We start from the raw sequence: 23,839 nt of genomic DNA, 5'->3' as shown, positions 1-23,839 counted from the left end.
CACCGCCCGAAGCTCTCTGTAGCCTGGGGCGGGGCCGGCCCGTCCGGCCCCACGACACTGTTCGCCCGTCAGACCGTTTGCTCACGAAACCGGATGCGAGGACACCACCACATGCCTGCACGGACCCGTTCGCGTTCGACCCGCGTGGTCGGCGCCTGCGTTGCCGCACTGACCGCCGCCGCTGTGCTGGGCGCCTGCGGAAGCGACGATTCCACCGCGACGAGCACCCCGTCGGCGACGACGTCCGCGACGGCCGCGACCACGTCGGCATCCGCGACGGCGACGACGGGCGCCGAGGGCACCGCAGCGGAATCTCCCGCCGTCGAAGCACCCGTGACCAGCCCCGGCGAGGCCGCGACCGCGCCGCCGGCCGAACCCCAGACCGCACCGGGCTTCCCCGGCCCGACCGAGGTCCCCACCGATTCGCGGGACGCGGCGTTCCTCGACGCGTTGCGCGCGGAGGGGGTCGAGCCGTCCGGCGATGGCAGCAGCGCGATCAACACCGCCAACTACATCTGCGGTGCGATCGCCCAGGGCGGCAGCGAGGACGAGATCAAGACGATCGTCACGGCCCTGGTCGGCAGCGACGCCGTCGCCTCGGGGATCGAGATCACCGAGGAGCAGGCCGCCGAGACCGCGAACGTCTACATCGCGACCGCCAAGTCGACCTACTGCAGCTAGGGGAGGATCCACAGCATGATGGCCAGGACGAAGACGAGGCGGCGCGGACGCGTCCTCGTCGTGATCGTTGCGCTTCTCGTCCTGGTCGTCGTGCTGGCGCTGTGGTACATCTTCGCCGGGCGGCTGCCCACGCCGGTCCCGCCGATCCCGCCGACGCCGGAGCAGCCGCAGTCGCAACCCGCGGAGTGCCCCGACGTCCAGGTGGTGTCGGTGCCCGGCACGTGGGAATCCGCGGTCGGCGACGATCCGTACAACCCGACGGCCAACCCGTTCTCGTTGATGTTGAACGTGACCCGGCCGTTGCAGCAGCAGTTCGATCCGCAGCGCGCGGACGTCTACACCGTGCCGTACGTCGCGCAGTTCTCCAATCCGATCGCGCTGCCGCCGGACGGTCAGCAGTCGTACAACAACAGCCGCACCGCGGGCACCGCGGCGATGGAGGACATCCTGACGCGCCGCTTCGCCGAGTGCCCGCTCACGTCCTACATCCTCACGGGCTTCTCCCAGGGCGCGGTGATCACCGGTGACGTCGCGGCGAAGATCGGGGCCGGGAACGGGCCGGTGCCCGCGGATCGCGTGCTCGGTGTCGCGCTCATCGCCGACGGCCGGCGTGACCCCGACGCGGCCCCGACGATCGGCCCCCCGGTGTCCGGGGTGGGCGCCGAGCTGGCGCTGGCCGGGCTCCGGCTACCGGGTATCACCCTGACCGGTCCCAGGCCGGGTGGGTTCGGTGAACTCGCCGACCGGACCGTGCAGATCTGCGCGCCCAGCGACGGCATCTGCGACGCCCCGCCGGACGCGCTCAATCCCGGCAATCTGCTCGCGAGTGCGCCGCGGCTGCTCGAGTACTACAACAACCCGGTGCATGCGATGTACAACACGTTCGTCGTCGACGACGCCGGCGCCACGGCGACGCAGTGGGTCGCGAGCTGGGCCGCGGACAAGATCAACGCGGCGCCGACGCCCCCGGAAGAGTGATCCGAGGATCTGGTTACCGGGCGGTAGTGTCGGGGGTCACGACCCGATACAATCTCTCCACCGTCGGCACTTAGACTCGACAATCGGGCTGCGTCCGGAGTGTCCGGGCCGTGGCGCACGGACACAGCACACTGGAGAGAAGGTTCGATGAGTGCGACCGACGGCTCCGCAGCACTTCAGCCGCGGAAGTTCCGCTTCGCCGCGGGTGGGGAGGGCAACGCCGAGGAAGGCGGGGCCAGGCGTTTCGTCAAGCTCGCGCAGCGGGCCGAGGAGCTCGGCTACGACAGCTTCATGATCCCGGATCACCTGGGCAACCAGGTCGGACCGATCGCCGCGCTCGGCGCCCTCGCCGTGGCGACCGACCGCATCCGGATCGGCACCGCGATGCTCGCGAACGGATTCCGCCACCCCGCGATCCTCGCCAAGGACGCCGCCACCATCGACGTGCTCTCCGGTGGCCGCCTCGAACTCGGGCTCGGGGCCGGCTGGATGAAGGACGAATTCGACAAGGCGGGCATCGCCTACGACCGTCCCGGTGTGCGGATCGAGAAGCTCGAGGAGACGCTGCAGATCCTCGACGTGCTGCTGCGCGGCCGGGAATGCACCTTCGAGGGCAAGCACTACCGCATCGACGGCCTCAAGGGCAGTCCGCGGCCACGTCAGGGCCCGCGGCCACCGATCGCGGTCGGCGGTGGTGGTCCGCGCATGCTCGCCCTGGCCGCCCGGTACGCCGACATCATCTCGGTGGCGCCCCCGACCAACAGCGACGGCAAGTTGTTGCTGTCCGGCATCACGATGGCAAGCACGATCGAGCGGGTGGAGACGATCCGGAAGGCCGCCGGTGATCGCTTCGCCGACATCGAGTTGAACTGGACCATCACCATGATCCTCGTCACCGACGACAAGCAGCAGGCCGCGGAGATGGCGCTGGGTGCGCTCGATCAGGGGTTCCCTCCGAACATCGAGGTCGACACCCGCCTGACGGTCGACGACATCCTCGAATCCCCGTATCTGGCAATCGGTTCGCACGAGGAGATCGCCGATCGGATCCGTGCGGTGCGCGCCAAGACCGGCATGTCGTACGTGGGCGTCTTCCCGACTCAGATGGAGGCGTTCGCGCCGGTGATTCCCCTGCTCGCGGGGGAATGACGTAGTGAGGATCTGTAACATATTCGTGATCTCGGACCGATGAACTGGTCCGACGGGTTGCACGTTCGCAGGCCACTCGGCAGCGAATGTGCGACGGTCCGTGTTACGCGGGCCAACGAATCGCGAAGTAATGAACGGGGCGCAACCATGTCGGGTGGTTGTGGGATCGCTTCGACAGGGAGAAGGAATTGAGCGTCGGTTTCGAAGAGTTCATCGATGAGAACGGTCATATCGTTCTGCCCGAGGGCAACACGCTGCTCGATCACCTCGAACAGCACACGAACGGTAACGGCGACGATCTCGCCTACCGCTACATCGATTACTCCCGCGAGCGCGACGGAGAGGTGCACGAGCTGACCTGGCGTCAGTTCGGTGTGCGGATGCGTGCGATCGCATCCCGTCTCCAGCAGGTCACCAAGCCGGGTGATCGTGTCGCGATCCTGGCGCCCCAGGGCCTGGACTACGTCGTGTCGTTCTTCGCGGCCATCTACGCCGGCGCCATCGCGGTGCCCCTGTTCGACCCGGACGAGCCGGGCCACACCGACCGCCTGCACGCCGTGCTCGGCGACTGCACGCCCAGCGCGATCCTGACGACGACGGCGTCCGCCGCGGGCGTCCGCCAGTTCTTCCGTCCGCTGCCGGCCGCGCAGCGCCCCCGGGTCATCGCGGTCGACGCCATCCCCGATTCGGTCGCCGACACCTGGACGCGCCCGGAGATCGGGACCGACGACATCGCCTACCTGCAGTACACCTCCGGTTCGACCCGGGTTCCGGCCGGCGTGGAGATCACCCACCGGTCCGTGCTCACCAACGTCGTGCAGATGGCCGACTCGATCGAGCTCAACGAGTCCTCCCGCGGCGTGACCTGGCTTCCGCTGTTCCACGACATGGGTCTGCTCACGGTGATCCTGCCCGCGATCGGCGGCAAGTACATCACCATCATGAGCCCGCGCGCGTTCGTGGCGCGGCCCGGCCGCTGGATCCGCGAACTCGCCGCCGTCTCCGACGGTGCCGGCACGTTCGCCGCGGCCCCGAACTTCGCGTTCGAGCACGCCGCCGCGCGCGGCCTGCCGAAGCCGGGGGAGACCCTCGATCTGTCCAACGTGATCGGGCTGATCAACGGCAGCGAGCCGGTCACCACGTCGTCGATGCGCAAGTTCAACGAGGCGTTCGCCCCGTACGGCCTGCCGAAGACGGCCATCAAGCCGTCCTACGGCATGGCGGAGGCGACCCTGTTCGTGTCCTCCACCAAGAGCACCGACGAAGCGAAGGTCATCTACGTCGACCGCAGCGAGCTGAACGCGGGCCGCATCGTGAAGGTGGACCGCGAAGCACCGGGCGCGATCGCCCAGGTGTCCTGCGGCTACGTCGCGCGCAGCCAGTGGGCCGCGATCGTCGACGCCGAGACCGGCGCCGAGGTCCCCGACGAGCACGTCGGCGAGATCTGGCTGCACGGCGACAACATCGGCATCGGCTACTGGGGTCGCAAGGACGAGACCGACGAGACCTTCCACAACCGGATCACGTCCCGTCTCGAGGAGAACAGCCACGCCGAGGGCACCGCGCCGGACTCCAACTGGCTGCGCACCGGCGACTACGGCGTCTACATCGACGGCGAGCTGTACATCACCGGTCGCGTCAAGGACCTGGTGATCGTCGACGGCCGCAACCACTACCCGCAGGACCTCGAGTTCTCGGCGCAGGAGGCCAGCTCGTCGCTGCGCCCCGGCTTCATCGCGGCCTTCGCGGTCCCGGCCAACCAGCTTCCCGTCGACGTGTTCGAGAACGAGGCCTCCGGCCTGAAGTTCGACGCCGACGACGCTTCCGAACAGCTGGTCATCGTCGCCGAGCGCGGCCCGGGCGCCGGCAAGGCCGATCCGCAGCCGATCGCCGACGCGGTCCGCGCGGCGATCTCCAGCCGCCACGGTGTGACGGCACGCGACATCCTGCTGGTTCCGGCCGGGTCCATCCCGCGCACGTCCAGCGGCAAGATCGCGCGCCGGGCCTGCAAGGCCGCCTACATCGAGGGAACGCTGCGCGGGGGGTATCAGCAGCAAGCATTCCCCGATAGCGTGTAACAATTGTTCTCTTTCCCGGGTAGCGTGGTGGGTTGATGGCTGACACTGAAATGACCGTCGCGCAGCTGCGCGAGTGGCTGCGGAACTGGATCGCCGACGCGACCGGGCAACCGGCGTCACAGATCTCCGACGACCGTCCGATGGAGGAGTTCGGCCTCTCGTCGAGAGACGCCGTGGCCCTCAGCGGCGAGATCGAAGACCTGCTCGGCGTCACGCTCACCGCGACGATCGCGTACCAGCACCCGACCATCGCGTCGCTGGCCACCCGCATCATCGAGGGCGAACCCGAGGTGCCCGCCGCCGCCGACGACGCGTTCTACGCGGTCGGCGGCGTCACCGGCGCCAAGGACATCGCGATCGTCGGCATGTCCGCCCGGCTGCCCGGGCACGTGGACACCCCCGCGCAGATGTGGGAGCTGCTCGCCGAAGGCCGCAGCGGCATCACCGACCTGCCCGAGGGCCGCTGGTCCGAATTCGAGGGCGACCCGGTCGTCGCCGAGGCCATCGCGAACGCCAACACGCGCGGCGGTTACCTCGACGACGTCAAGGGCTTCGACGCCGAGTTCTTCGCGATGTCGCCGCGCGAGGTCGAGATGGTCGACCCGCAGCAGCGGCTCGCGCTCGAACTCGCGTGGGAAGCGCTCGAGCACGCCCACATCCCGGCGAACGAGCTCAAGGGCGGCTCCGTCGGCGTGTTCATCGGCAGCTCGGCCAACGACTACCAGCTGCTCGCGGTCGCCGACCCGTCCGCGGCCGACCCGTACGCGATCACCGGCACGTCCACCGCGATCGTCGCGAACCGGGTGTCGTACTTCTTCGACTTCCGCGGCCCGTCGGTCACCATCGACACCGCGTGCTCGTCGTCGCTCGTCGCGGTGCACCAGGCCGTGCGTGCCCTGCGCGGCGGCGAAGCCGACGTGGCCCTCGCCGGCGGCGTGAACATGCTGCTCGCGCCCGCGGGCACCCTCGGTTTCGACGAGACCGGCATGCTCACCGAGGACGGCAAGATCAAGGCCTTCTCCGCCGACGCCAACGGCATCGTGCGGTCCGAGGGCGGCGGGCTCGTCGTCCTCAAGCGGCTCGAGGACGCCGAACGCGACGGCGACAACATCCTCGCCGTCATCGCCGGGTCGGCCGTCAACCAGGACGGACGTTCCAACGGGCTGGTCGCCCCCAACCCGGAGGCGCAGGTCGACGTGCTGCGCCGCGCCTACCGCGACGCGCAGATCCTGCCGTCCGGGGTCGACTACATCGAGGCGCACGGCACCGGCACGGTGCTCGGCGACCCGATCGAGGCCGAGGCGCTCGGCAAGGTCGTCGGCCGCGGCCGCGACGCCGACAAGCCCGTCCTGCTGGGCTCGGCCAAGACCAACTTCGGGCACCTCGAGGCCGCCGCCGGCGCCGCGGGCCTGATCAAGGTCGTCCTCGCGATGCAGGAGAACCACCTGCCCGCGTCCCTGAACTACACCGCCCCCAACCCGTACATCCCGTTCGAGCAGGCCCGCCTGAAGGTGGTCGCGGAGGGCGTCGACTGGCCGCGCTACACCGGCGCCGCCGTCGCGGGTGTCTCCGGTTTCGGGTTCGGCGGCACCAACGCGCACGTCGTGGTCCGCGAATACACCGGGCACGCCGGACTCGAGGAGTCCGAGGCCGAGGTCGAGGTCCTGCCGGAAGAGGTCGAGGCCCTTGCCGGCGAGACGGCCGCCGAGACCCCCGCCGCCGAGAGTGCGGCCCGCGAACTGCCCGTACTGCTCCCGGTGTCCGCGGCGCTGCCGTCGCGTCGCCGCCGGGCCGCCGCGGACCTCGCGGACTGGCTCGAGACCGAGGTCGGCAGCACCACGCCGCTCGCCGACATCGCACGCACCCTCTCGCGCCGCAACCACGGCCGCTCGCGTGCCGTGGTCATCGCGAACGACCGCGCCGAGGCCATCGCCGGACTGCGCGCGGTCGCGGCCGGCAAGCCCGCCCAGGGCGTCTTCAGCTCGGACACCCCCGACACCAAGGGCCCCGTCTGGGTGCTGTCGGGCTTCGGTGCCCAGCACCGCAAGATGGCCAAGCAGCTCTACCTCGAGAACCCGGTGTTCGCCGCCGCCGTCGACGAGGTCGACGAACTGATCTACGACGAGTCGGGCTACTCCATGAAGGAGAAGTTCCTCGACGACGCGCAGGACTACGACGTCGAGACCGCCCAGGTCGGCATCTTCACCATCCAGATCGGCCTGGCCGCGTTGCTGCGCCACCACGGCGCCGAGCCCGCCGCGATCATCGGGCACTCGATGGGTGAGGCGGCCGGCGCGTACATCTCCGGCGGCCTGTCGCTCGAGGACGCCGTGCGCGTCATCTGCGCGCGCTCGCGGCTGATGGGCGAGGCCGAGGCCGGCCTCGAGGGCGACGACATCCGTCTCATGGCGCTCGTCGAATACAGCGCCGACGAGATCTCCGCCGTGCTCACGGACTTCCCGCACCTCGAGGTCTGCGTCTACGCGGCGCCCACGCACACCGTCATCGGCGGACCGCAGGACGAGGTCAACGCGATCGTCGCGCGGGCCGAGTCCGAGGAGAAGTTCGCGCGCGTCCTGCAGACCAAGGGCGCGAGCCACACCTCGCAGGTCGATCCGCTGCTCGGCGAGCTCGCCGCCGAACTCGCCGGCATCGAACCGCACCGCCTGAAGGTGGACGTGTACTCGTCCGTCGATCAGGAGACCCTGTACCGCGCGGGCCACGAGGGCATCCACCCGGTCGAGTACTGGACCAAGGGCCTGCGGCACAGCGTGTACTTCACGCAGGCCGTGCGGCAGGCGCTGGCCGACGGATACACCACGTTCCTCGAGCTCAACGCCAACCCCGCGACCCTCATGTCCGTCGCCGCCACCGCGTTCGACGCGGGCGTGCAGGACGGCAAGTTCATCCAGACGCTCAAGCGCAAGGAAGACGAGTCGCTCGGCGTGCTCACCGCGCTCGCGCAGCTCTACACGTACGGGCACGCGGTGGATCTGCGCAGCCTGCTGCCGGACGGCGAGTACGCGGACCTGCCGCGGACCGCGTTCCTGCGCAAGGAGTTCTGGCTGAAGACGCGCATCGGTTCCGGCGGCAACGGCCGGGTCCCCGGCGCCCGCGTCGCCCTGCCCGATGGCCGCTTCGCGTGGGAGGTGCAGGCTTCGGCCGTCACCGATTCCGCGGCCCTCGCGACCGCCGCGGCCGCGCAGGTGTATGCCGACGTCACGCTCGTCGCGAGCGTCCCGCACGCGCCGGTCCCGGCCTCCGGCACGCTCACCACGACCCTCACCCCGCATCCCGGTGGCGCCTCCCTGCAGGTCCACGCGAAGGATGCCTCCGGGTTCACGCTCGTCCACGAGGCCGTCGTGTCCTCCGGCGAGGTGCTGCCGGAACCGGTCGTCGCGCCCGTCGAACGTGCGGCCGACACCGTCGAGGAACTGCCCGAGGTCGTCGAATCCTTCGGCGACAGGTGGGATCCGGAAGGTTCGGAGAGCCTCGAGGACCGGCTCGCGGTGATCGTCGCCGAGTCGATGGGCTACGCCCCGGAGGACCTGCCGGTCGAGATCCCGCTCATCGACCTGGGCCTGGACTCGCTGATGGCGGTCCGCATCAAGAACCGCGTCGAGTACGAGTTCGACATTCCGCAGCTGCAGCTGTCCGCCGTCAAGGACGCGAGCCTGCGCGACGTCGCCAAGTACCTGCGGTACGCGGTCGAGAACCGCGAGGAGGTCGCCGCGCTCGCCGCGCAGCAGGCCGCCGAGAAGGCCGCCGAACGGGCAGCGGAGGACGCCGAGGACGCCGCGAACGCGGTCACGGTGCCGCCGGTCGAGGACACCACCGTCATCGCCGAGGCCGAAGCGATCCTCGCCGAGGCCGAAGCCGAGACTGCGAAGGCCGAAGCGTCACCGGCTGAGGCGGCCCGGACCGACATCACCGATCAGCAGGCGGTTGCGGAGGCGTCCGGTCAGCACGTGCCGCCGCGCGACGCCGCCGAGCGTCTGACGTTCGCGTCCTGGGCGGTGATCACCGGCGAATCGGCCAAGGGCATCTTCGACACGCTGCCGATCCTCGACGACGAGACCGCCGAGCGGCTCGCCGCGCGCCTGACCGAGCGGTCCAACGGTGAGATCACCGTCGACGACGTGCTCGACGCCGAAACCATCGAGCAGCTCGCCGAGACCGTGCGCCAGCACCTCGAATCCGCCGACCGCATCGACGGCCTGGTCCGTACGCTGCGTGCCCGCCCCGAGGGTTCCGACGCCGTGCCGGTGTTCGTGTTCCACCCCGCAGGCGGATCCACCGTGGCCTACGAGCCGCTGCTCAAGCGTCTGCCCGCCGACACCCCGATGTACGGGTTCGAGCGGACCGAAGGCCCGATCGAGCAGCGTGCCGCCGAGTACCTGCCGTTGATCAAGGAGATCCAGGGCGACGGCCCGTACGTACTGTACGGCTGGTCCCTCGGTGGCGTGCTCGCCTACGCGGTCGCGCGGATGCTCCGCGCCGAGGGCAAGGACGTGCGGTACGTCGGCCTCATCGACACCGTCATGGCCGGTGAGAAGGTCGAGGACACGCCGGAAGAGATCACCAAGCGCTGGCAGCGGTACGCGAAGTTCGCGAAGAAGACCTACGGGGTCGATGCGCCGCTGCCGTACGAGCAGCTCGCCCAGGCCGACGACGAGGGCCAGGTCCGCATCCTCATGGACCTGCTCAAGCTCAGCGGCGCGAAGATTCCGGGCGGCATCATCGAACATCAGCGCACGTCCTGGCTCGACAACCGTGCCATCCAGACCGCGAAGCTCGAGCCCTACGACGGGACCGTGGTGCTGTACATGGCCGACAAGTATCACGATGACGCGATAGACCTCGAGCCGGCGTTCGGAACCCGGCAGCCCGACGGGGGGTGGGGCGAGGTCGTCCGCAATCTGGAGGTGATCCACGTCGGTGGTGACCACCTGCAGATCGTGGATGAACCGTACATCGCGAAGGTGGGGGCCGACCTGACCCGGAAGCTGGCCGAGATCGCGGCCACGAGGAGCTGAACGAGTAGTGAGCACCACGGCAGAAAAGCTGGCCGACCTGCGCAAAAAACTCGAAATCGCGAAGGAGCCTGCGGGCGAAGCCGCGATTGCGAAGCGCGCGAAGAAGGGCATCCCGAGCGCACGGGAACGCATCGACATGCTGCTCGACAGGGGCAGCTTCATCGAGATCGGTGCGCTCATGCGCACGCCCGGGAACCCGGACGCGTTCTACGGCGACGCCGTCGTCGTCGGGCACGGGACCGTCGACGGGCGGCCCGTCGCTGTGTTCTCCCACGACCAGACCGTCCTGGGTGGCAGTGTCGGTGAGATGTTCGGCCGCAAGGTGTCGGCTGTACTCGAGCACGCCCTGAAGGTCGGTTGCCCGGTCGTCGGCATCAACGACTCCGGTGGAGCCCGCGTCCAGGACGCGGTGACCTCCCTCGCGTGGTACGGGGAGATCGGCAAGCGCAGCGAACCGCTGTCCGGGCTGGTCCCGCAGATCTCGGTCATCGTCGGCAAGTGCGCCGGTGGTGCGGTGTACGCGCCGATCAACACCGACGTCGTCGTGGCGACCGAGGACGCGTACATGTTCGTCACCGGTCCCGACGTCATCAAGGCCGTCACCGGTGAAGACGTCAGCCTCGAAGAGCTCGGCAGTGCCCGCAAGCAGGCCGAATACGGCAACGTGCACCACATCGCCCCCGACGAGAAGGCGGCGTTCGAATGGGTGCGGCAGTACCTGAGCTACATGCCGTCGAACGCGCAGGAGAAGCCGCCGGTCATCAACCCGGGCCTCGAACCGGAGATCACCCCGGACGATCTCGAACTCGACACCTTCATGCCCGACGCCGACAACGCCGGCTACGACATGCACGACGTCCTGCTGAAGATCTTCGACGACGGCGAATTCTTCGAGATCCGGTCCCAGGTCGCGCCGAACATCATCACCGGCTACGCGCGCGTCGACGGACGTCCCGTCGGTGTCGTCGCGAACCAGCCGATGTTCCTGTCCGGTGCGCTCGACGCGGCGGCCGCCGACAAGGCGGCGCACTTCGTGCGGGTCTGCGACGCCTACGACATTCCACTCGTGTTCGTCGTCGACACCCCCGGCTTCCTGCCGGGTGTCGAGCAGGAGAAGATCGGCGTCATCAAGCGCGGCGGTCGCTTCCTGTTCTCGTACGTCGAGGCGTCGGTGCCCAAGGTGACCGTGGTCGTGCGCAAGTCGTACGGCGGTGGTTACGCGGTGATGGGTTCGAAGCAGCTCGGCGCGGACATCAACCTGGCGTGGCCGACGGCCCGCATCGCCGTGATGGGTGCGGAGAGCGCGGTCGCGGTGATCGGCCGCCGTCAGATCGAGGCCGCCGGCGACAACGCTCCGGCCGTGCGCCAGCAGCTCATCAACTTCTACAACGAGCACGTGGCGACGCCGTACATCGCGGCCGAGCGCGGCTATGTCGATGCGGTGATCGAGCCGTCGACGACCCGCCTCGAGATCCGTCGCGCGCTCAATCTGCTGCGCGACAAGAAGGTCTTCAAGAACCCGCGCAAGCACCACCTCCTCCCGCTCTGACGCTCCCCGGTGGCGGAACCTTCGTGGAAGGTTCCACCACCGGTGGATGCGCTCACGGATTCGGAATTCGCCTGCGCTACAGCATGAGCGATTCGAACTCAGCGCGTAGACAAAAAGTCGGCCCGTACGGAAGTTCCGTACGGGCCGACTTTCGTCATGTCACTCGTAGACGCGGAGGGTGCCCGGATTCCACAGGCCGGAGCGGGTGACCACCGTGGTCGCCTCCTCGGCGGGGGTCGCCTCGGGGTAGAACGGCGTGTACCGCTCGAGCGAACCCCAGTCGCGGGCCCAGTCGTCCTTCAGGTAGGTCGGCACCTGCTGGGGGCGGGCCAGCACCTCGGTGAACCCGAGGGGGCCACCGAACTCGGCGGCCTGCCACGTGTCGGTCGACGACACCGCCAGCGGACGGTCCGGCAGGATCCGGTAGTTCGGCATCTCGGCGATGCCGTAGCGGTGGTCGAACGGGCGCTGGCACGGGAACTGCAGGCCCACGGCCCAGTCCAGCAGCACCGGCTGCTCGGAGCCGACGACCGAGTTGAGGGTCTCGAGCGTCGGCACGCGCGGCGGCGTGAACGCCAGCCACTGGTCACCGGTGAGGTTCGGGTCGTTCGCGACGATCCGCACCACGTTCGTGTCCTCGGGCAGGTCCGCGAGCGGCACCCGCAGGTTCCGCCACGTCGGGGCCGGGCCGATGTCGCGCGGCAGGTAGGTGCCCTGGACCTCGACCGTTCCGTCCGGCTGCCGGGTTCCGTACTCGAGCAGCATCGACTGCCCGTAGGTGGTGGCGCCGGTGTCGTCGACGGACCAGATGCGGCCGGCCGCGGAGATCACGATGAGCGGCGCGTCGTCGCTGCGCTCGGGCAGCTGGTACCAGCTCGACGTGAGCATCGCCGGTTCCTGGATGCCGGTCTGGTAGCTGCCCAGCACCGGGGTGACCGCCGGGTCCAGCCCGAACGGCAGCTTCGCGGTGCTGCCGTTGACGGTGCGCGCACCCGATCCACCGGTGGTGCCGCCACCGGCTCCGGTTTCGAAGGTCGGTCCGACGCTCTGGTTGTCGGTGTTGCCCTGGCCCGGCTTGACCTCGACGTAGTCGGCGGTCAGGTCGGACGGAATCCCGTCGGGGCTGAAACCGCGCGGTGCGGCACCGGCCAGCGCGTCACCGTCCTGCGGCGGGTTGGCCGGGTCGATGATCGGTTGGAGCCGGCCCTGGTTGGGATCGACCTCGACGAGCACGTCGTCGGCGAGACCGCACGTCTGCCCGGCGAGCGCCCCGATGTTGGACCGCGCCAGCGAGTACGCCGGATACTGCGAGACCGCGCCCTTGAGCAGCGACAGCACCTCGAACAGCACCATGATGCCCGCGACGACCGTCAGCGGTGCCGCGGCGAACGCGCGGATGCGCCGGCCCTTCGGCGACGTCGGTTTCTCCGGCGGCGGCGCGTAGCCCTCGCGCAGGTACTGCCAGGCGACGAGCGCGAGGGACAGTGCGAACAGCACCAGGAACAGGGAGCTGGACTGGCGGCCGTTGAGCGAGACCGTCTTGTCGAACCACGGGATGCCGTAGCTCGACACGTACCACCAGCCGTTGATGCCCGCGAACGACACGGCCAGCACGAACAGCAGTCCGGCCAGGAAGATCGTGCGGTTGCGCCGCGACCGCAGCGCGCTGGCGGACACGACCACCGCGGTCAGTGCGCCGAGGGACCCGGCGATGCCCGCGTACGCCCCGAAGTGGTGGGTCCACTTCGTGGGGTTGAACATCATGAAGAAGATCGTGCCGAAGACGATGCCGATGAGCCGCCACGACGGGCTCACCGCGACCCCCGGGATGCGCCGGCGGCGCAGCAGCACCAGCAGGCACGTGAACAGGCACAGCAGCATCGTGAGGAACGCGAAGCGGCGTGCGAGCGACCCGTCGACGGTCTGCACCATCAGGTAGTAGTAGCGGAGGAAGTCGTTCCACCACTCCTCGTTGGGGCCGATGATCGTGCGCACGCGGGTGGCCTCGAGGACCGACGCGAGGGTCTGGTCGGAGAACACGACGACGAGCACCAGGGTTCCGGCGGCGAGGATCGGCGCCACCAGCGGCAGCGTCCCGACCTGGCGGTGGCGGCGCACGACGATGCGCGTCATGGGCCGGATACCGGCGAGCAGCGCGGCGATACACATCAGGCCGGTGGGGGCGGCGGCGAGCGTGAACGCGCCGACCAGGACCGCCGTCGCGGCGGGCAGCAGCCGGCCGGTGGCGATGGCCCGTTCGATGGAACACCAGGTCAGCAGGGCGCCGAGCGCGACGATCGGCTCGGGCCGCAGGCCGTTGTTGTAGGGCAGCCAGAACGCGAGGAACACCAGGCCACCGGTCCACAGCGCGATCCGGTTGGTCCGGACCGCCCGGCCGAGGCGCGGCACCACCTCGCGGCTGATGACCATCCAGCACAGCATCGCGGCGACCAGCGCGGGCAGGCGCATCCAGGGGCTGGCCGTCGAGATCTTCGCGAACACCGCGAGCACGTCGTAGTACCAGCCGAACGGTGCCTCGGGGACCCCGAACCAGCGGAAGTAGTTGGCCATGTAGCCGGAGTGCTCGGACGCCCGGGCCATCGTCAGCAGATAGCCGTCGTCCGAGGTGTTCGCGCCGAAGAAGTGCCAGCCGATCAGCGTCGCGAAGACCACGACGTCGACGCCGGTGAACTTCCACCACCGGGCGGGCAGGAACCGGCGGTGGCCGCGACCGTCCGTGCCGTCGAGTTTGGCGAGGGCACCCAGCGCCAGCGCCGTGGACAGCACCGCCAGGATCATCGCGAGCAGTTTCACGACCGTCGGCGACGACGAGAAGCGCGAGTCGACGTCGACGGTGACGTCGAGTCCCGGCACGTCGGCGTTCAGGTCGCTGAACACACCGACGACGAGCGGACGCAGGTCACCGGTGAGTTCGCCGGCGCGGGGGTTGCCGTTCTCGTCGCTCAGGCCGACGAACTCGGCGGTGGTGCGGTCGACGTCGGAGAAGATCGTGATCTCGCGGCAGGCGCTCGACTCGACCTCGCTGCGCGGCGCGGTCGCGACCACGACGTTGCGGTCGAGCACGTCGACGTTCTCCTCGCCGACCCGCACGAACATCGCGTTGAGCGCGGCACCCTCGCCGTCGGCGGGTGCGGTCGAGAGCAGCATGCCGCCGCCGTCGGGCAGTTCCGAGACGGTCGTGCACGGCAGGGTCGCGGACAGCCGCAGCGGTACCTGCGACATCAGCGGTGAGGTGACCGCCTCGGTCGAGCCGTTCTGCGGCCACGACACCGTTGCTTCGGTGACCTTCACCGGCAGGAACGGGGTGGCGATCGCGAGCAGTGCACCGAGCAGACCTGCGACGATGGCGACGAGGCGCGCAGTGCGGTACTGCGCGCGCAGGTCGGTCACGACCGGTGGCCGCAGGGCGGCAGGAGGAACGGTGGTCGTCGTCACGTCGTCGGGCACGATTGTCGATGTTATCTGCCGGTGACCTGTGGCGACACGCCCCCTCACCTGGGCGTAGCCTGGGTCACTCGATCAGATCCGGAACACCGTCACGAATCGGACCGGGCGACCACAACCCGGAACGGGTGACTTTCGTGACCTGGATGTCCGCCGTCGTCGCGGTCGGATCGATCGGGCTGTAGCGCTCGAGCGAACCCCAGTCGCGGTCCCAGTCGTGGTTCAGATAGGTCGGCATCGTCTGCGCGGTCAGCAGCAGCGGGATCCAGCCGAGCGGGCCGCCGCCGATGTGGTCCTGCCAGCCGTTGGTGGAGTCCGCCCCGACCCGGTCCGGGAGGATCCGGAAGTCCGGAACCTCGGCGACCCCGTAGCGGTGGTCGAACGGGCGCTGGCACGGGAACGCCAGGCCGACGGACCAGTCCAGCAGCACCGGCGCCTGATCCCCGACCACCGTGTTCAGCGTCTCCAGCTGCGGCATCCGCGGGGGCGTCACCGCGACCCACTGGCCGGGCGCGAGGTCGCCGTCGGTGACGACCAGGCGCACCGCGTCCGCGTCGGCCGGGATCTGTTCGCGCGGCACCCGCAGGTTCCGCCACGACGGGGCGGGCCCGATGTCGATGGGCGCGACCGCGCCGATCGGTTCGACGGTCCCGTCTGCGGTACGGCCGAATTCGAGCCGCACGTCCTGACCCGGGGTGATGACCCCGTCCGGGTCGACGTACCGCACGCGTCCGGCGGCGGTGACGACGAGCAGCGGCGTCGCGTCGGTGCGTTCCGGCAGGGCGTACCAGCCGGATTCGAGTTCGGCGCTCTGCTGCACGCCGGTGCGGTAGCTGCCCAGGACCGGGGTGGTCGCCGGGTCCAGGCCGAACGGCAACGCCACCGTGCTGCCGTTGACACCGGTCTCCCCGCGACCGCCGCCGGTGCCGGCACCGGTCGAGGTGCTGGTGCCGCCCTCCTCGGGGTCGACGGTGTTGGCGCCACCGCTGGTGGTGGTTTCCGGGTCGGCGGTCAGGTCCAGCGCCACCCCGTTGGGGGTGAAGCCTTCGTCGCGGCCCGCGCCGAGCGCATCCGCGACGGACCCGTCGAGCGGAACCAGCGCGGTCGCGTTCGGATCGGTTTCGACGAGCACCTCGTCGGCGAGACCGCACCCGCCGGTCAGCGACGCGATGTTGGACCGGGCGATCGAGTAGGCGGGTCCCTGCGCGACCGCGCCCTTGACCAGCGACAGCACCTCGAACAGCACGACGCCCGCCGCGACCACGGTCAGCGGCGCGGACGCGAGAGCCCGCACCCGCCCGTTGCGGTCGGGCTTCGGGGTGGTGAACGGTTCGCGCAGGTGGAACCACGCGGCGACGACCAGCGCGACACCGGTGAGGGCGAGCAGCGCGGTGGAGAAGGCGCGGCCGGAGATCGACGGCGGCTTGTCCCACCACGGGATGCCGTAACTCGAGACGTACCACCAGCCGTTGGAGCCGGTGAACGCCATCGCCAGCACGAACAACACCCCGGCCGTGAACAGGGCACGGTTGCGCGCCGAGCGGATACCCGCGGCGCCGACCCCGACCGCGGCCAGCGCCGCGACCGATCCGGCGAGGCCCGCGTACACACCGAAGTGGTGGGTCCACTTGGTGGGCGTGGCCATCATCAGCAGCAGCGACGCGAACACGATGCCGAGGATCCGGCGCGACGGACCGATCGCGGTGCCGGGGATGCGGCCCTTGCGCAGGATCAGCATCACGCACACGACCAGGCACAACAGCATCACGAACACGCCGAAGCGGCGGGCCAGCGACCCGTCCGGCGACACGGTGAGCAGCGCGTCCCAGCGCAGCCGCTCGTCGAACCACGGCACGTTCGGGCCGACCGCGGACCGCACCCGGGTCGCCTCCAGCACCGACGCGAGGGTCTGGTCGGCGAACACCGCGACCATCACCACCGTCCCGGACGCGAGGATCGGGGCGAGCGGCGCGAACCAGCCCACCAGCTGCCGCCGCGCCATCAGCGTCTTCACGAGCGGGCGGGCACCGGCGATCAGCGCCGCGACCGCGATGAGGCCGGTCGGTCCGGCGGCGAGCGAGAACGCGGCGATGAGCACCGCGATCGCGGCGGGCAGCATGCGCCCGGTCGCGATGGCCCGTTCGATGGAACACCAGGTCAGCAGGGCGCCGAGGGCGATGATCGGTTCGGGGCGCAGGCCGTTGTCGTAGGGCAGCCAGAACGCGAGGAACACCAGCCCGGCCGTCCACAGTGCGATCCGGTTGCGCCGCACCGCGACGCCGAGCCGCGGCATCACCTCACGGCTGATGACCATCCAGCACAGGATCGCGGCGATCAGCGAGGGCAGGCGCATCCACATGCTCGCCGTCGACACGTTCGTCATCAGCACGAGCACGTCGTAGTACCAGCCGAACGGGGCTTCCGGCACCCCGAACCAGCGGTAGTAGTTCGCCATGTACCCGGCGTGCTCGGAGACCCGGGCCATGTTGAGGATGTAGCCGTCGTCGGAGGTGTTGGCGCCGATGACGTGCCACACCAGCAGGGTGCCGACGACCACGACGTCGACGACGGTGATCCGCCACCACCGGGCCGGCAGCACCCGGCGGGCACCACGGCGATCCACCCCGTCGATCCGGTGCAGCGCGACGAGCGAGAGCAGCGTCGACAGGACGCACACGATCATCGCGACCTGCTTGACGGTCGTCGGCGTGGAGGTGAAGCGCGAATCGAGCTCGGCGCGCACCGACAGCCGCTCCGCAGCCGGCCCGGTCGTCAGATCCTGCGCGGCGCCCTGCAGGTCCGTGAAGATCCCGACCATCTGGGGGCGCACATCGCCCTCGACGGTCGTGACGGGTTCGTCACCCGGGCCGACGATCTCCGCGGCGGTCCGCTCCGCGTTGGCGGCGACGGTCACCGCCGTGCACGGCTGATCCGTCGGGGCCGACACCAGCACCGAATTGCGCAGAACCGCCTCGATGCTGCCCGGGGCGCCGTCCCGGCCCGGCACCGACCGGATCACCAGCGCGTTCTCGGTGGCGTCGGGGGCGTCCGGGGGAACGGTCGAGACGAGGGTGCCGCCGTCCTCGCCGAGCAGGCCGACCGCCGAACACGGGACGCTGACGCGCAGCTCCAGCGGTGAGTACGTGATGAGGGGGACTTCGAGGTTGGTGAGGCTGCCGTTCTGCGGCCAGTTCACGCTCGCGGATTCCTGTTTCACCGGCAGGAACGGCAACGACAGGGCGAGGACGAACCCGAGCAACCCGGTGACGATCGCGACGATGCGGGCCGTGCGTACGGTCGCGCCGGGGGAAGCGGTCGTTTCGGGCGAAGGGGAATCGGCGGGCACAAAGGTCGATGCTAGGCGAGTACGCGGCAGTGGGGGACCGTGCCTGTTCAGCAGCACCTGCGTGGCACGCGCCCGGATCGCGCTCGAGCCCGCGAGACGTCGGACTAGCATCGTCCGGTATGGCCCGCGCGACCGATCCCGTCGACGCACCGCCCGCCCGAGGCGGGGCCGGGCCGCTGCACGACGGAGATCTCGTCGCGGCGCTGCGTTCCGTGGGCGTCGCCGAGGTGTGCGGTGACACCACCACCCGGGCCCTCTACTCCTCCGACGCGTCCCTGTACCGGGTACCGCCGCTCGCGGTCGTGCGGCCCCGCGCCGCCGACGAGATCGCCGCGGTGCTGGCGGTGTGCCGCGAATACGGTGTCCCGCTGACCGCGCGCGGCGCCGGCACGTCCGTCGCGGGCAACGCCGTCGGGCCCGGTGTGGTGATGGATCTGTCCCGGCACCTGAACGAGGTGCTGGAGGTGGACCCGGCGACGCGTACCGCGCGGGTCCAGCCGGGCGTCGTGCAGGCGCAGCTGCAGCGCGCGGCAGCTCCGCACGGACTGCGCTTCGGCCCCGACCCGTCCACCCACAACCGCTGCACCATCGGCGGGATGATCGGCAACAACGCGTGCGGAGCCCGCACCCTCGGATACGGGCGCACCGTCGACAACGTCGTCGGCCTCGAGGTGATCGCCGGGACCGGGGATGTTCTGTCGCTGCCGGGTGCCGGCTCGCTGCTCGAGCAGTTGCGGACGGTCGCGACCGGTCATCTGGCCACGATCCGCACCGAATTCGGCCGGTTCGGGCGGCAGGCGTCCGGTTACGGGCTCGAACACCTGGCCCCCGAGAACGGATTCGACGTGCGCCGCATGTTCGTCGGCAGCGAGGGCACCCTCGGTGTGGTCACCGAAGCGACCGTGCAGCTGGTCGCCGACCCGCCGGTGCGGACGCTGGTGGTGCTCGGCTACCCGGACATCGCGGCCGCCGGCGACGCCGCGCACGGTGTGCTCGCATTCGGTCCGACCGCGTGCGAGGGGCTGGACTCGCGGATCGTCGAGGTGGTGCGCACCCGGCGCGGTCCCGGTGCGGTGCCCCCGCTCCCGCGCGGCGCGGCGTGGCTGTTCGTCGAACTGTCCGGGGACGAGGCCGGGGAGGTCCGAGCCCGCGCTGCGGCGCTGGAGAAGGCCGGGGGAGCGGTCGACTCGCTGCTCGTGGAGGACGCGGTGCGCGCGGCCGCGTTGTGGCGGATCCGGGAGGACGGTGCGGGACTGGCCGGACGCAGCCCGGCGGGCCTGCCCGCGCACGCCGGGTGGGAGGACGCGGCGGTCCCGCCGGAGCGGGTCGGTGCGTATCTGCGCGAATTCGAGTCGCTGCTCGAGGGGTACGGGATCACCGGGTATCCGTACGGCCATTTCGCCGACGGCTGCCTGCACATCCGGCTGGACATTCCGCTCGAGGTTCCCGGACTGCTGCGGGAATTCCTTTTCGCGGCAGGACAACTCGTCGCGTCGTACGGAGGGTCGATGTCGGGGGAGCACGGCGACGGCCGCGCCCGCAGCGAACTGCTGCCCCTGATGTACTCGCCTGCGGCACTCCGGTTGTTCGGTGCGGTGAAGACGGTGTTCGATCCCGACAACATCCTCAACCCGGGGGTGCTCGTCGACCCGGCACCGGTCGATCGTGACCTGAGAGTGCCTGCCGCACAGATCATCCGGAAGGACCTGGCGTTCCGGTACGAGGACGACGACGGTGATTTCACCCGCGCCGTGCACCGCTGCACCGGCGTCGGCAAGTGCCGCGCCGACACGACCGCGACCGGCGGGGTGATGTGCCCGTCCTATCTGGCGACACGCGAAGAGAAGGACTCCACCCGCGGGCGGGCGCGGGCGCTGCAGGAGATGCTCAACGGCGGTCTGGTCACCGATTCGTGGCGCTCCCGCGAGGTGCACGAGGCGCTCGATCTGTGCCTGTCCTGCAAGGGTTGTGCTTCCGACTGTCCCACCGGCGTCGACATGGCCATGTGGAAATCCGAAGTGCTGTACCAGACTTACCGGAACCGTCCGCGCCCGGCCGCTCACTACTCGCTGGGACGGTTGCCGCGCTGGGCGGCGTTGGCGAGCCGCGCCCCGCGCCTGGTCAACGCCGTCGTGCAGATGCCCGGGGTCGCGGCCGCCGGGTTGACGGTAGCCGGACTGGATCGACGACGCAGCGTCCCGCGGTTCGCGACGCGCACGTTCCGGCGCTGGTTCGCCGACAGCGCGGCCTCGCGGTCGCGGACGGGTGATCCGGTGCTGTTGTTCGTCGACACCTTCACCGACTACTTCACGCCGGAGGTCGGGATTGCCGCCGTGCAGGTGCTCGAGACGGCCGGATTCCGGGTGTGTGTCACCGAGCGGCAGCAGTGCTGCGGTCTCACCTGGATCACCACCGGACAGCTCGACGCTGCACGAAAAATACTGGGCCGCACCGTCTCCGAGCTGTTCCGCATAGGGGTGCCGATCGTCGGGCTCGAACCGTCGTGCACCGCCGTCCTGCGTTCGGACACCGTGGATCTGCTCGGGTCGCAGTCGGCGCGGGTCGTCGCACGGTCCACGGTGACGCTCGCCGAACTGCTCGCCGACCGGCCGCTGCCGTCGCTGGCCGGCACCACCGTCGTCGCGCAGCCGCACTGCCACCATCACGCCGTGATGGGCTGGGACACCGACGCCGACCTGCTGCGGCACGCCGGTGCGAACGTGACCCGGCTCGGCGGATGCTGCGGTCTTGCAGGGAACTTCGGCGTCGAGCGCGGCCACTACGAGGTGTCCGTCGCGGTCGCCGGGCACCAGCTTCTCCCGGCGGTCGAGGCGGCGGCCGACGACCACGTCGTCCTCGCCGACGGCTACTCGTGCCGCACCCAGATCGCCGATCTCACCGATCGTCGCGGGCTGCACCTGGCCGAACTCCTCGCCTCCCGCATTCCCCCGGCCTCCGGGTCCTGACTCGAGCCTCCGCCGAGCGGGAGGTTGTGCGCGATATTCCCGAGGATTTCGCGCACAACCTCCCGCTCGGGTGGTCAGAGGCCATGTTCACCAGAGTCGTCTTCTGTCGGCGCGCTTTCCGGTGGGGCGTGGTCCGAGTTCGTATGGGATTCGGAGGACTCGGCGGGTCTTGGCGTCGATGTCGCAGTTGCCCGACGCGACCGAGTGCAGGATGCCGTTGTAGACGAGGTCCCACAGGTCGGGGTTGCCTTGGATGTCGCTGATCTTGAACGAGCGTATTTCGTTGCCATGCACGTCTTTCAGCCGTAGGACGCGGGAGTATCCGTCGGCGGAGAAGCGGACGCGCGTGAGGTGGAAGGTGTCGACCCAGCTGCTGCGCCATTGCACCCAGGTGGCACCTGCGGCGGTCCAGACATTTCCGTACGTGCGGAACATCATCCATGCGCCCGTAGCGATGATTAGCCACGCGCCCCACCAGTGGATCCAGCGGAGATCACCGTTGGTGATGGTGAAGAATGCGATCGTGATCCCCGCCATGAGGATGGCAGCGGTGTACTGATCGCGGACGGTCGGCTGGATCCATTCGAGCGTGGGGCCCAGATGGTCCGGTGGTTCGGGTGGGTTTCGCGGGTGCCGGTCCGTCGGCGTGTGTTCGGTTGCGCGGTGGATTCTGGGTGCAGAGGGTGGACGAGGTTGGCCGGTGATCGGGTCGGGGACCGGGGGCAGGTCGGATATATGCATGATGTTCCTCAGAAGAGATTGCCGACCCAGCGCGCTGCCGAACCGGCAGCGCCGGAGATGTCGTCCCAGTGTTCGATCACTTCACCGACACCGAACGCGACACCGACTCCCGCGCCGACAGCGAGCAGCGTGACGGGTCCGCCTGCAGCACTAGCGAGGATCAGCTCGGTTGCTATGGTTCCCGCAACGAAACCGCCGACGTCTTTGGCGACTGCTTTCACCGCATCGCCGGTAGTTTCGGCATTTGCGACATCGCTGAAGGTCTGAGCCCCGGTCAGAATTAGTCCAGCTACCGGGATCTTAGATCCGAGTGACGATCCGATTGGCAAGAAAGTGTCCAGGTTCCTGCCGAGACTCTGTACAAATCTGTTGCCTCCAAGTCCTGCGAGCAGCCGGGAGTTCTCAGCAGCAAAACGAGCGGCGTCGTCGGCACTACTCTGGAATGCACGGATTGCCCTGGCGGCGGTCGCTTCCGGATACGGATCGCCCAGTCGAGCAGCTTCCGCTGCGAGTTCACGGAACCGGGACAGCATCGCCGCCCGATTCTCTGCAATCGGACCCCACTTCGTCAATTCGTTGACTGCGGTTCCGATGTATCCGGTGACGATGAACGCCAGGAGCCAACCCCACTGCGCCTCGGCATCTTTCAGGATCGTGGTCGGTCCGCGGAGCGCCTCCGCGAACCTGCTGTGCGCCGCGCCCTCGATTTCGCGACCTTCGGCAACGAGCTCGAGCGCGGCGTTGTATGCCGCCACCTGACGGGCGCGAAGGACCTGCGGTGCAAGGTCATACGAATTCGGATCGATCTCGATCGGTTCACCGATGCCGATCCCGAACTCCACCGGCAGACCTGCTTCCGCCGCGGTAGTTTCGGCCTGCGTCATGCGGGCACGAGCGGTGACGAGCTGGTCGGCGAAGGTGCGCAGGGCAGTGGCGATCGCATCGGTTTGGTCGGCGACCTCGGTTGTCCCGGAGATGATGCTGTCCAGGCGTCGTCGGAACTCGTCACCGGTGGTGCCGATGAACTCGTGCTCCGACTCGGTGCGACCGGCGCGTGCCGATGTCAGCTGCTGGTTCACGCCGGCAGCGAGAGTGGCGAGGGAGTCGGCGCAGGTGTAGCAGGTCGCGGGGTCGCCGAAGACCCGGGTGTCGATGCTCATCGCTCGCCGCCCTGGGCGATGTTCTGCGTGTTCTGTGCTTCGAGTGCCTGGTAGTCGCGCAGGTTGTTCTGAGTGAGATCGGCTGCGTTGGCCAGCGACCGCACGGCCATATCCAGCGCAGACGCGAGCGCACCCAGGGATTCCGCGAGCAGCGCGGTGGATGCTCCGGCGTCGGGCAGATCGGCACTCTCGGAGCCGAGTTCGTTGATCCCGTCGGCTCCGGTGGCCAGGTGCCGGGCCACCGCGTTGAGATCCCCGATTTCGATGCTCACGAGGCGTCCGCCCGTCCGAGCGGGTCGCGCAGCCAGCTGCGTGGCTGCGTGTACTCGTCTTCCGACGGGGGAGGGGGCGGTGGTGGCTGTCTGCCGTCGAGGAGGACGACGTCGTAGCCGGTGGTGCGATGGATTTCCTGCAACCCGGCGCTGTCGACGCCCATCCACGCCTGGCGTGGGCCGCAGCAGCGGGTCAATTCCGGGAGGGAGGTGTACGCGGGCAACGCCAATCGGCCGTCGGGCAGTGCCCGCATCTCCAGCTGAACCTGCCCTGAACCGTCGCGCCGACGGGTCGGCACGAACAGAATTTCCCCCATCGAATCCCCCGATTCCGCCGCACCCCCGTACGACCTGCCCGGGACGATACCGCAACCGCGATGAGTTTCCGTGCGCTGCCCGGTCTGTACACGCGACCGTA

13 protein-coding genes are annotated in these 23,839 nt (G+C 69.6%); 7 read left to right on the top strand and 6 right to left on the bottom strand.

The window, feature by feature from the left end; translation table 11 throughout:
* The first annotated feature begins 111 nt into the window (after positions 1 to 111).
* The 6 genes from ACWDUD_RS08045 (at position 112) to ACWDUD_RS08020 (ending at position 11,471) form a co-directional block, all read left to right on the top strand.
* On the top strand, positions 112 to 681 hold the full coding sequence (locus tag ACWDUD_RS08045) for a DUF732 domain-containing protein (protein WP_197251575.1): 570 nt from the start codon (positions 112 to 114) through the stop codon (positions 679 to 681).
* A gap of 18 nt (positions 682 to 699) precedes the next feature.
* Complete coding sequence (locus tag ACWDUD_RS08040) at positions 700 to 1,659, top strand: cutinase family protein (RefSeq protein WP_450109063.1); 960 nt, start codon at positions 700 to 702, stop codon at positions 1,657 to 1,659.
* 147 nt (positions 1,660 to 1,806) lie between these two features.
* Positions 1,807 to 2,808 (top strand): LLM class F420-dependent oxidoreductase, encoded by a 1,002-nt coding sequence (locus tag ACWDUD_RS08035; RefSeq protein ID WP_450108978.1) that lies wholly within the window; start codon positions 1,807 to 1,809, stop codon positions 2,806 to 2,808.
* A gap of 188 nt (positions 2,809 to 2,996) precedes the next feature.
* On the top strand, positions 2,997 to 4,886 hold the full coding sequence (fadD32, locus tag ACWDUD_RS08030; RefSeq protein WP_450108977.1) for a long-chain-fatty-acid--AMP ligase FadD32: 1,890 nt from the start codon (positions 2,997 to 2,999) through the stop codon (positions 4,884 to 4,886).
* Positions 4,887 to 4,936: 50 nt separating this feature from the next.
* The gene (gene pks13, locus ACWDUD_RS08025) at positions 4,937 to 9,922 is read left to right on the top strand and encodes a polyketide synthase Pks13 (RefSeq protein ID WP_450109062.1); all 4,986 of its coding nucleotides are present in this window, start codon (positions 4,937 to 4,939) and stop codon (positions 9,920 to 9,922) included.
* Positions 9,923 to 9,929: 7 nt separating this feature from the next.
* Positions 9,930 to 11,471 (top strand): acyl-CoA carboxylase subunit beta, encoded by a 1,542-nt coding sequence (locus ACWDUD_RS08020; protein WP_420753353.1) that lies wholly within the window; start codon positions 9,930 to 9,932, stop codon positions 11,469 to 11,471.
* A gap of 159 nt (positions 11,472 to 11,630) precedes the next feature.
* On the opposite strand, the gene ACWDUD_RS08015 is transcribed toward ACWDUD_RS08020, so the two are convergent.
* Both ACWDUD_RS08015 and ACWDUD_RS08010 read right to left on the bottom strand, forming a co-directional pair.
* The gene (locus ACWDUD_RS08015) at positions 11,631 to 14,939 is read right to left on the bottom strand and encodes an arabinosyltransferase domain-containing protein (RefSeq protein WP_450108976.1); all 3,309 of its coding nucleotides are present in this window, start codon (positions 14,937 to 14,939) and stop codon (positions 11,631 to 11,633) included.
* A gap of 64 nt (positions 14,940 to 15,003) precedes the next feature.
* Entirely contained in the window at positions 15,004 to 18,282 is a 3,279-nt protein-coding gene (locus ACWDUD_RS08010) for an arabinosyltransferase domain-containing protein (RefSeq protein WP_450108975.1), read from the bottom strand.
* A gap of 119 nt (positions 18,283 to 18,401) precedes the next feature.
* Between ACWDUD_RS08010 and ACWDUD_RS08005 the strand changes: the two genes are divergently transcribed.
* Positions 18,402 to 21,248 carry an FAD-binding and (Fe-S)-binding domain-containing protein gene (locus tag ACWDUD_RS08005; protein ID WP_450108974.1) on the top strand — a complete coding sequence of 949 codons (2,847 nt, stop codon included), beginning with the start codon at positions 18,402 to 18,404 and terminating at the stop codon, positions 21,246 to 21,248.
* A gap of 87 nt (positions 21,249 to 21,335) precedes the next feature.
* Here ACWDUD_RS08005 and ACWDUD_RS08000 read toward each other — a convergent pair whose 3' ends face one another.
* From ACWDUD_RS08000 to ACWDUD_RS07985, 4 genes are all read right to left on the bottom strand, one after another.
* Positions 21,336 to 21,785 carry a hypothetical protein gene (locus tag ACWDUD_RS08000; protein WP_450108973.1) on the bottom strand — a complete coding sequence of 150 codons (450 nt, stop codon included), beginning with the start codon at positions 21,783 to 21,785 and terminating at the stop codon, positions 21,336 to 21,338.
* Positions 21,786 to 21,997: 212 nt separating this feature from the next.
* Positions 21,998 to 23,068, bottom strand: coding sequence for a hypothetical protein (locus ACWDUD_RS07995; RefSeq protein ID WP_450108972.1), 1,071 nt, complete (start codon positions 23,066 to 23,068; stop codon positions 21,998 to 22,000).
* Positions 23,069 to 23,145: 77 nt separating this feature from the next.
* Positions 23,146 to 23,421, bottom strand: coding sequence for a hypothetical protein (locus ACWDUD_RS07990; RefSeq protein ID WP_450108971.1), 276 nt, complete (start codon positions 23,419 to 23,421; stop codon positions 23,146 to 23,148).
* Positions 23,418 to 23,738: an SAV_915 family protein gene (locus ACWDUD_RS07985; protein ID WP_450108970.1), complete on the bottom strand. Its 321-nt coding sequence runs from the start codon at positions 23,736 to 23,738 to the stop codon at positions 23,418 to 23,420. The genes ACWDUD_RS07990 and ACWDUD_RS07985 overlap by 4 nt, the downstream gene beginning before the upstream one ends.
* Positions 23,739 to 23,839: the final 101 nt, after the last annotated feature.

The organism is Rhodococcus sp. NPDC003382 (assembly GCF_053589135.1).
Note: the sequence above shows the minus strand (reverse complement) of the source record. Positions and strands in the feature narration are given on the sequence as shown.

Excerpts from the sequence above, each read along its gene's own strand:
- ACWDUD_RS08035 (WP_450108978.1), top strand. The coding sequence starts at position 1,807 with ATGAGTGCGACCGACGGCTCCGCAGCACTTCAGCCGCGGAAGTTCCGC.
- ACWDUD_RS08005 (WP_450108974.1), top strand. The coding sequence starts at position 18,402 with ATGGCCCGCGCGACCGATCCCGTCGACGCACCGCCCGCCCGAGGCGGG.
- pks13 (WP_450109062.1), top strand. The coding sequence starts at position 4,937 with ATGACCGTCGCGCAGCTGCGCGAGTGGCTGCGGAACTGGATCGCCGAC.
- ACWDUD_RS07985 (WP_450108970.1), bottom strand. The coding sequence starts at position 23,738 with ATGGGGGAAATTCTGTTCGTGCCGACCCGTCGGCGCGACGGTTCAGGG.
- ACWDUD_RS08040 (WP_450109063.1), top strand. The coding sequence starts at position 700 with ATGGCCAGGACGAAGACGAGGCGGCGCGGACGCGTCCTCGTCGTGATC.
- ACWDUD_RS08000 (WP_450108973.1), bottom strand. The coding sequence starts at position 21,785 with ATGGCGGGGATCACGATCGCATTCTTCACCATCACCAACGGTGATCTC.
- ACWDUD_RS08045 (WP_197251575.1), top strand. The coding sequence starts at position 112 with ATGCCTGCACGGACCCGTTCGCGTTCGACCCGCGTGGTCGGCGCCTGC.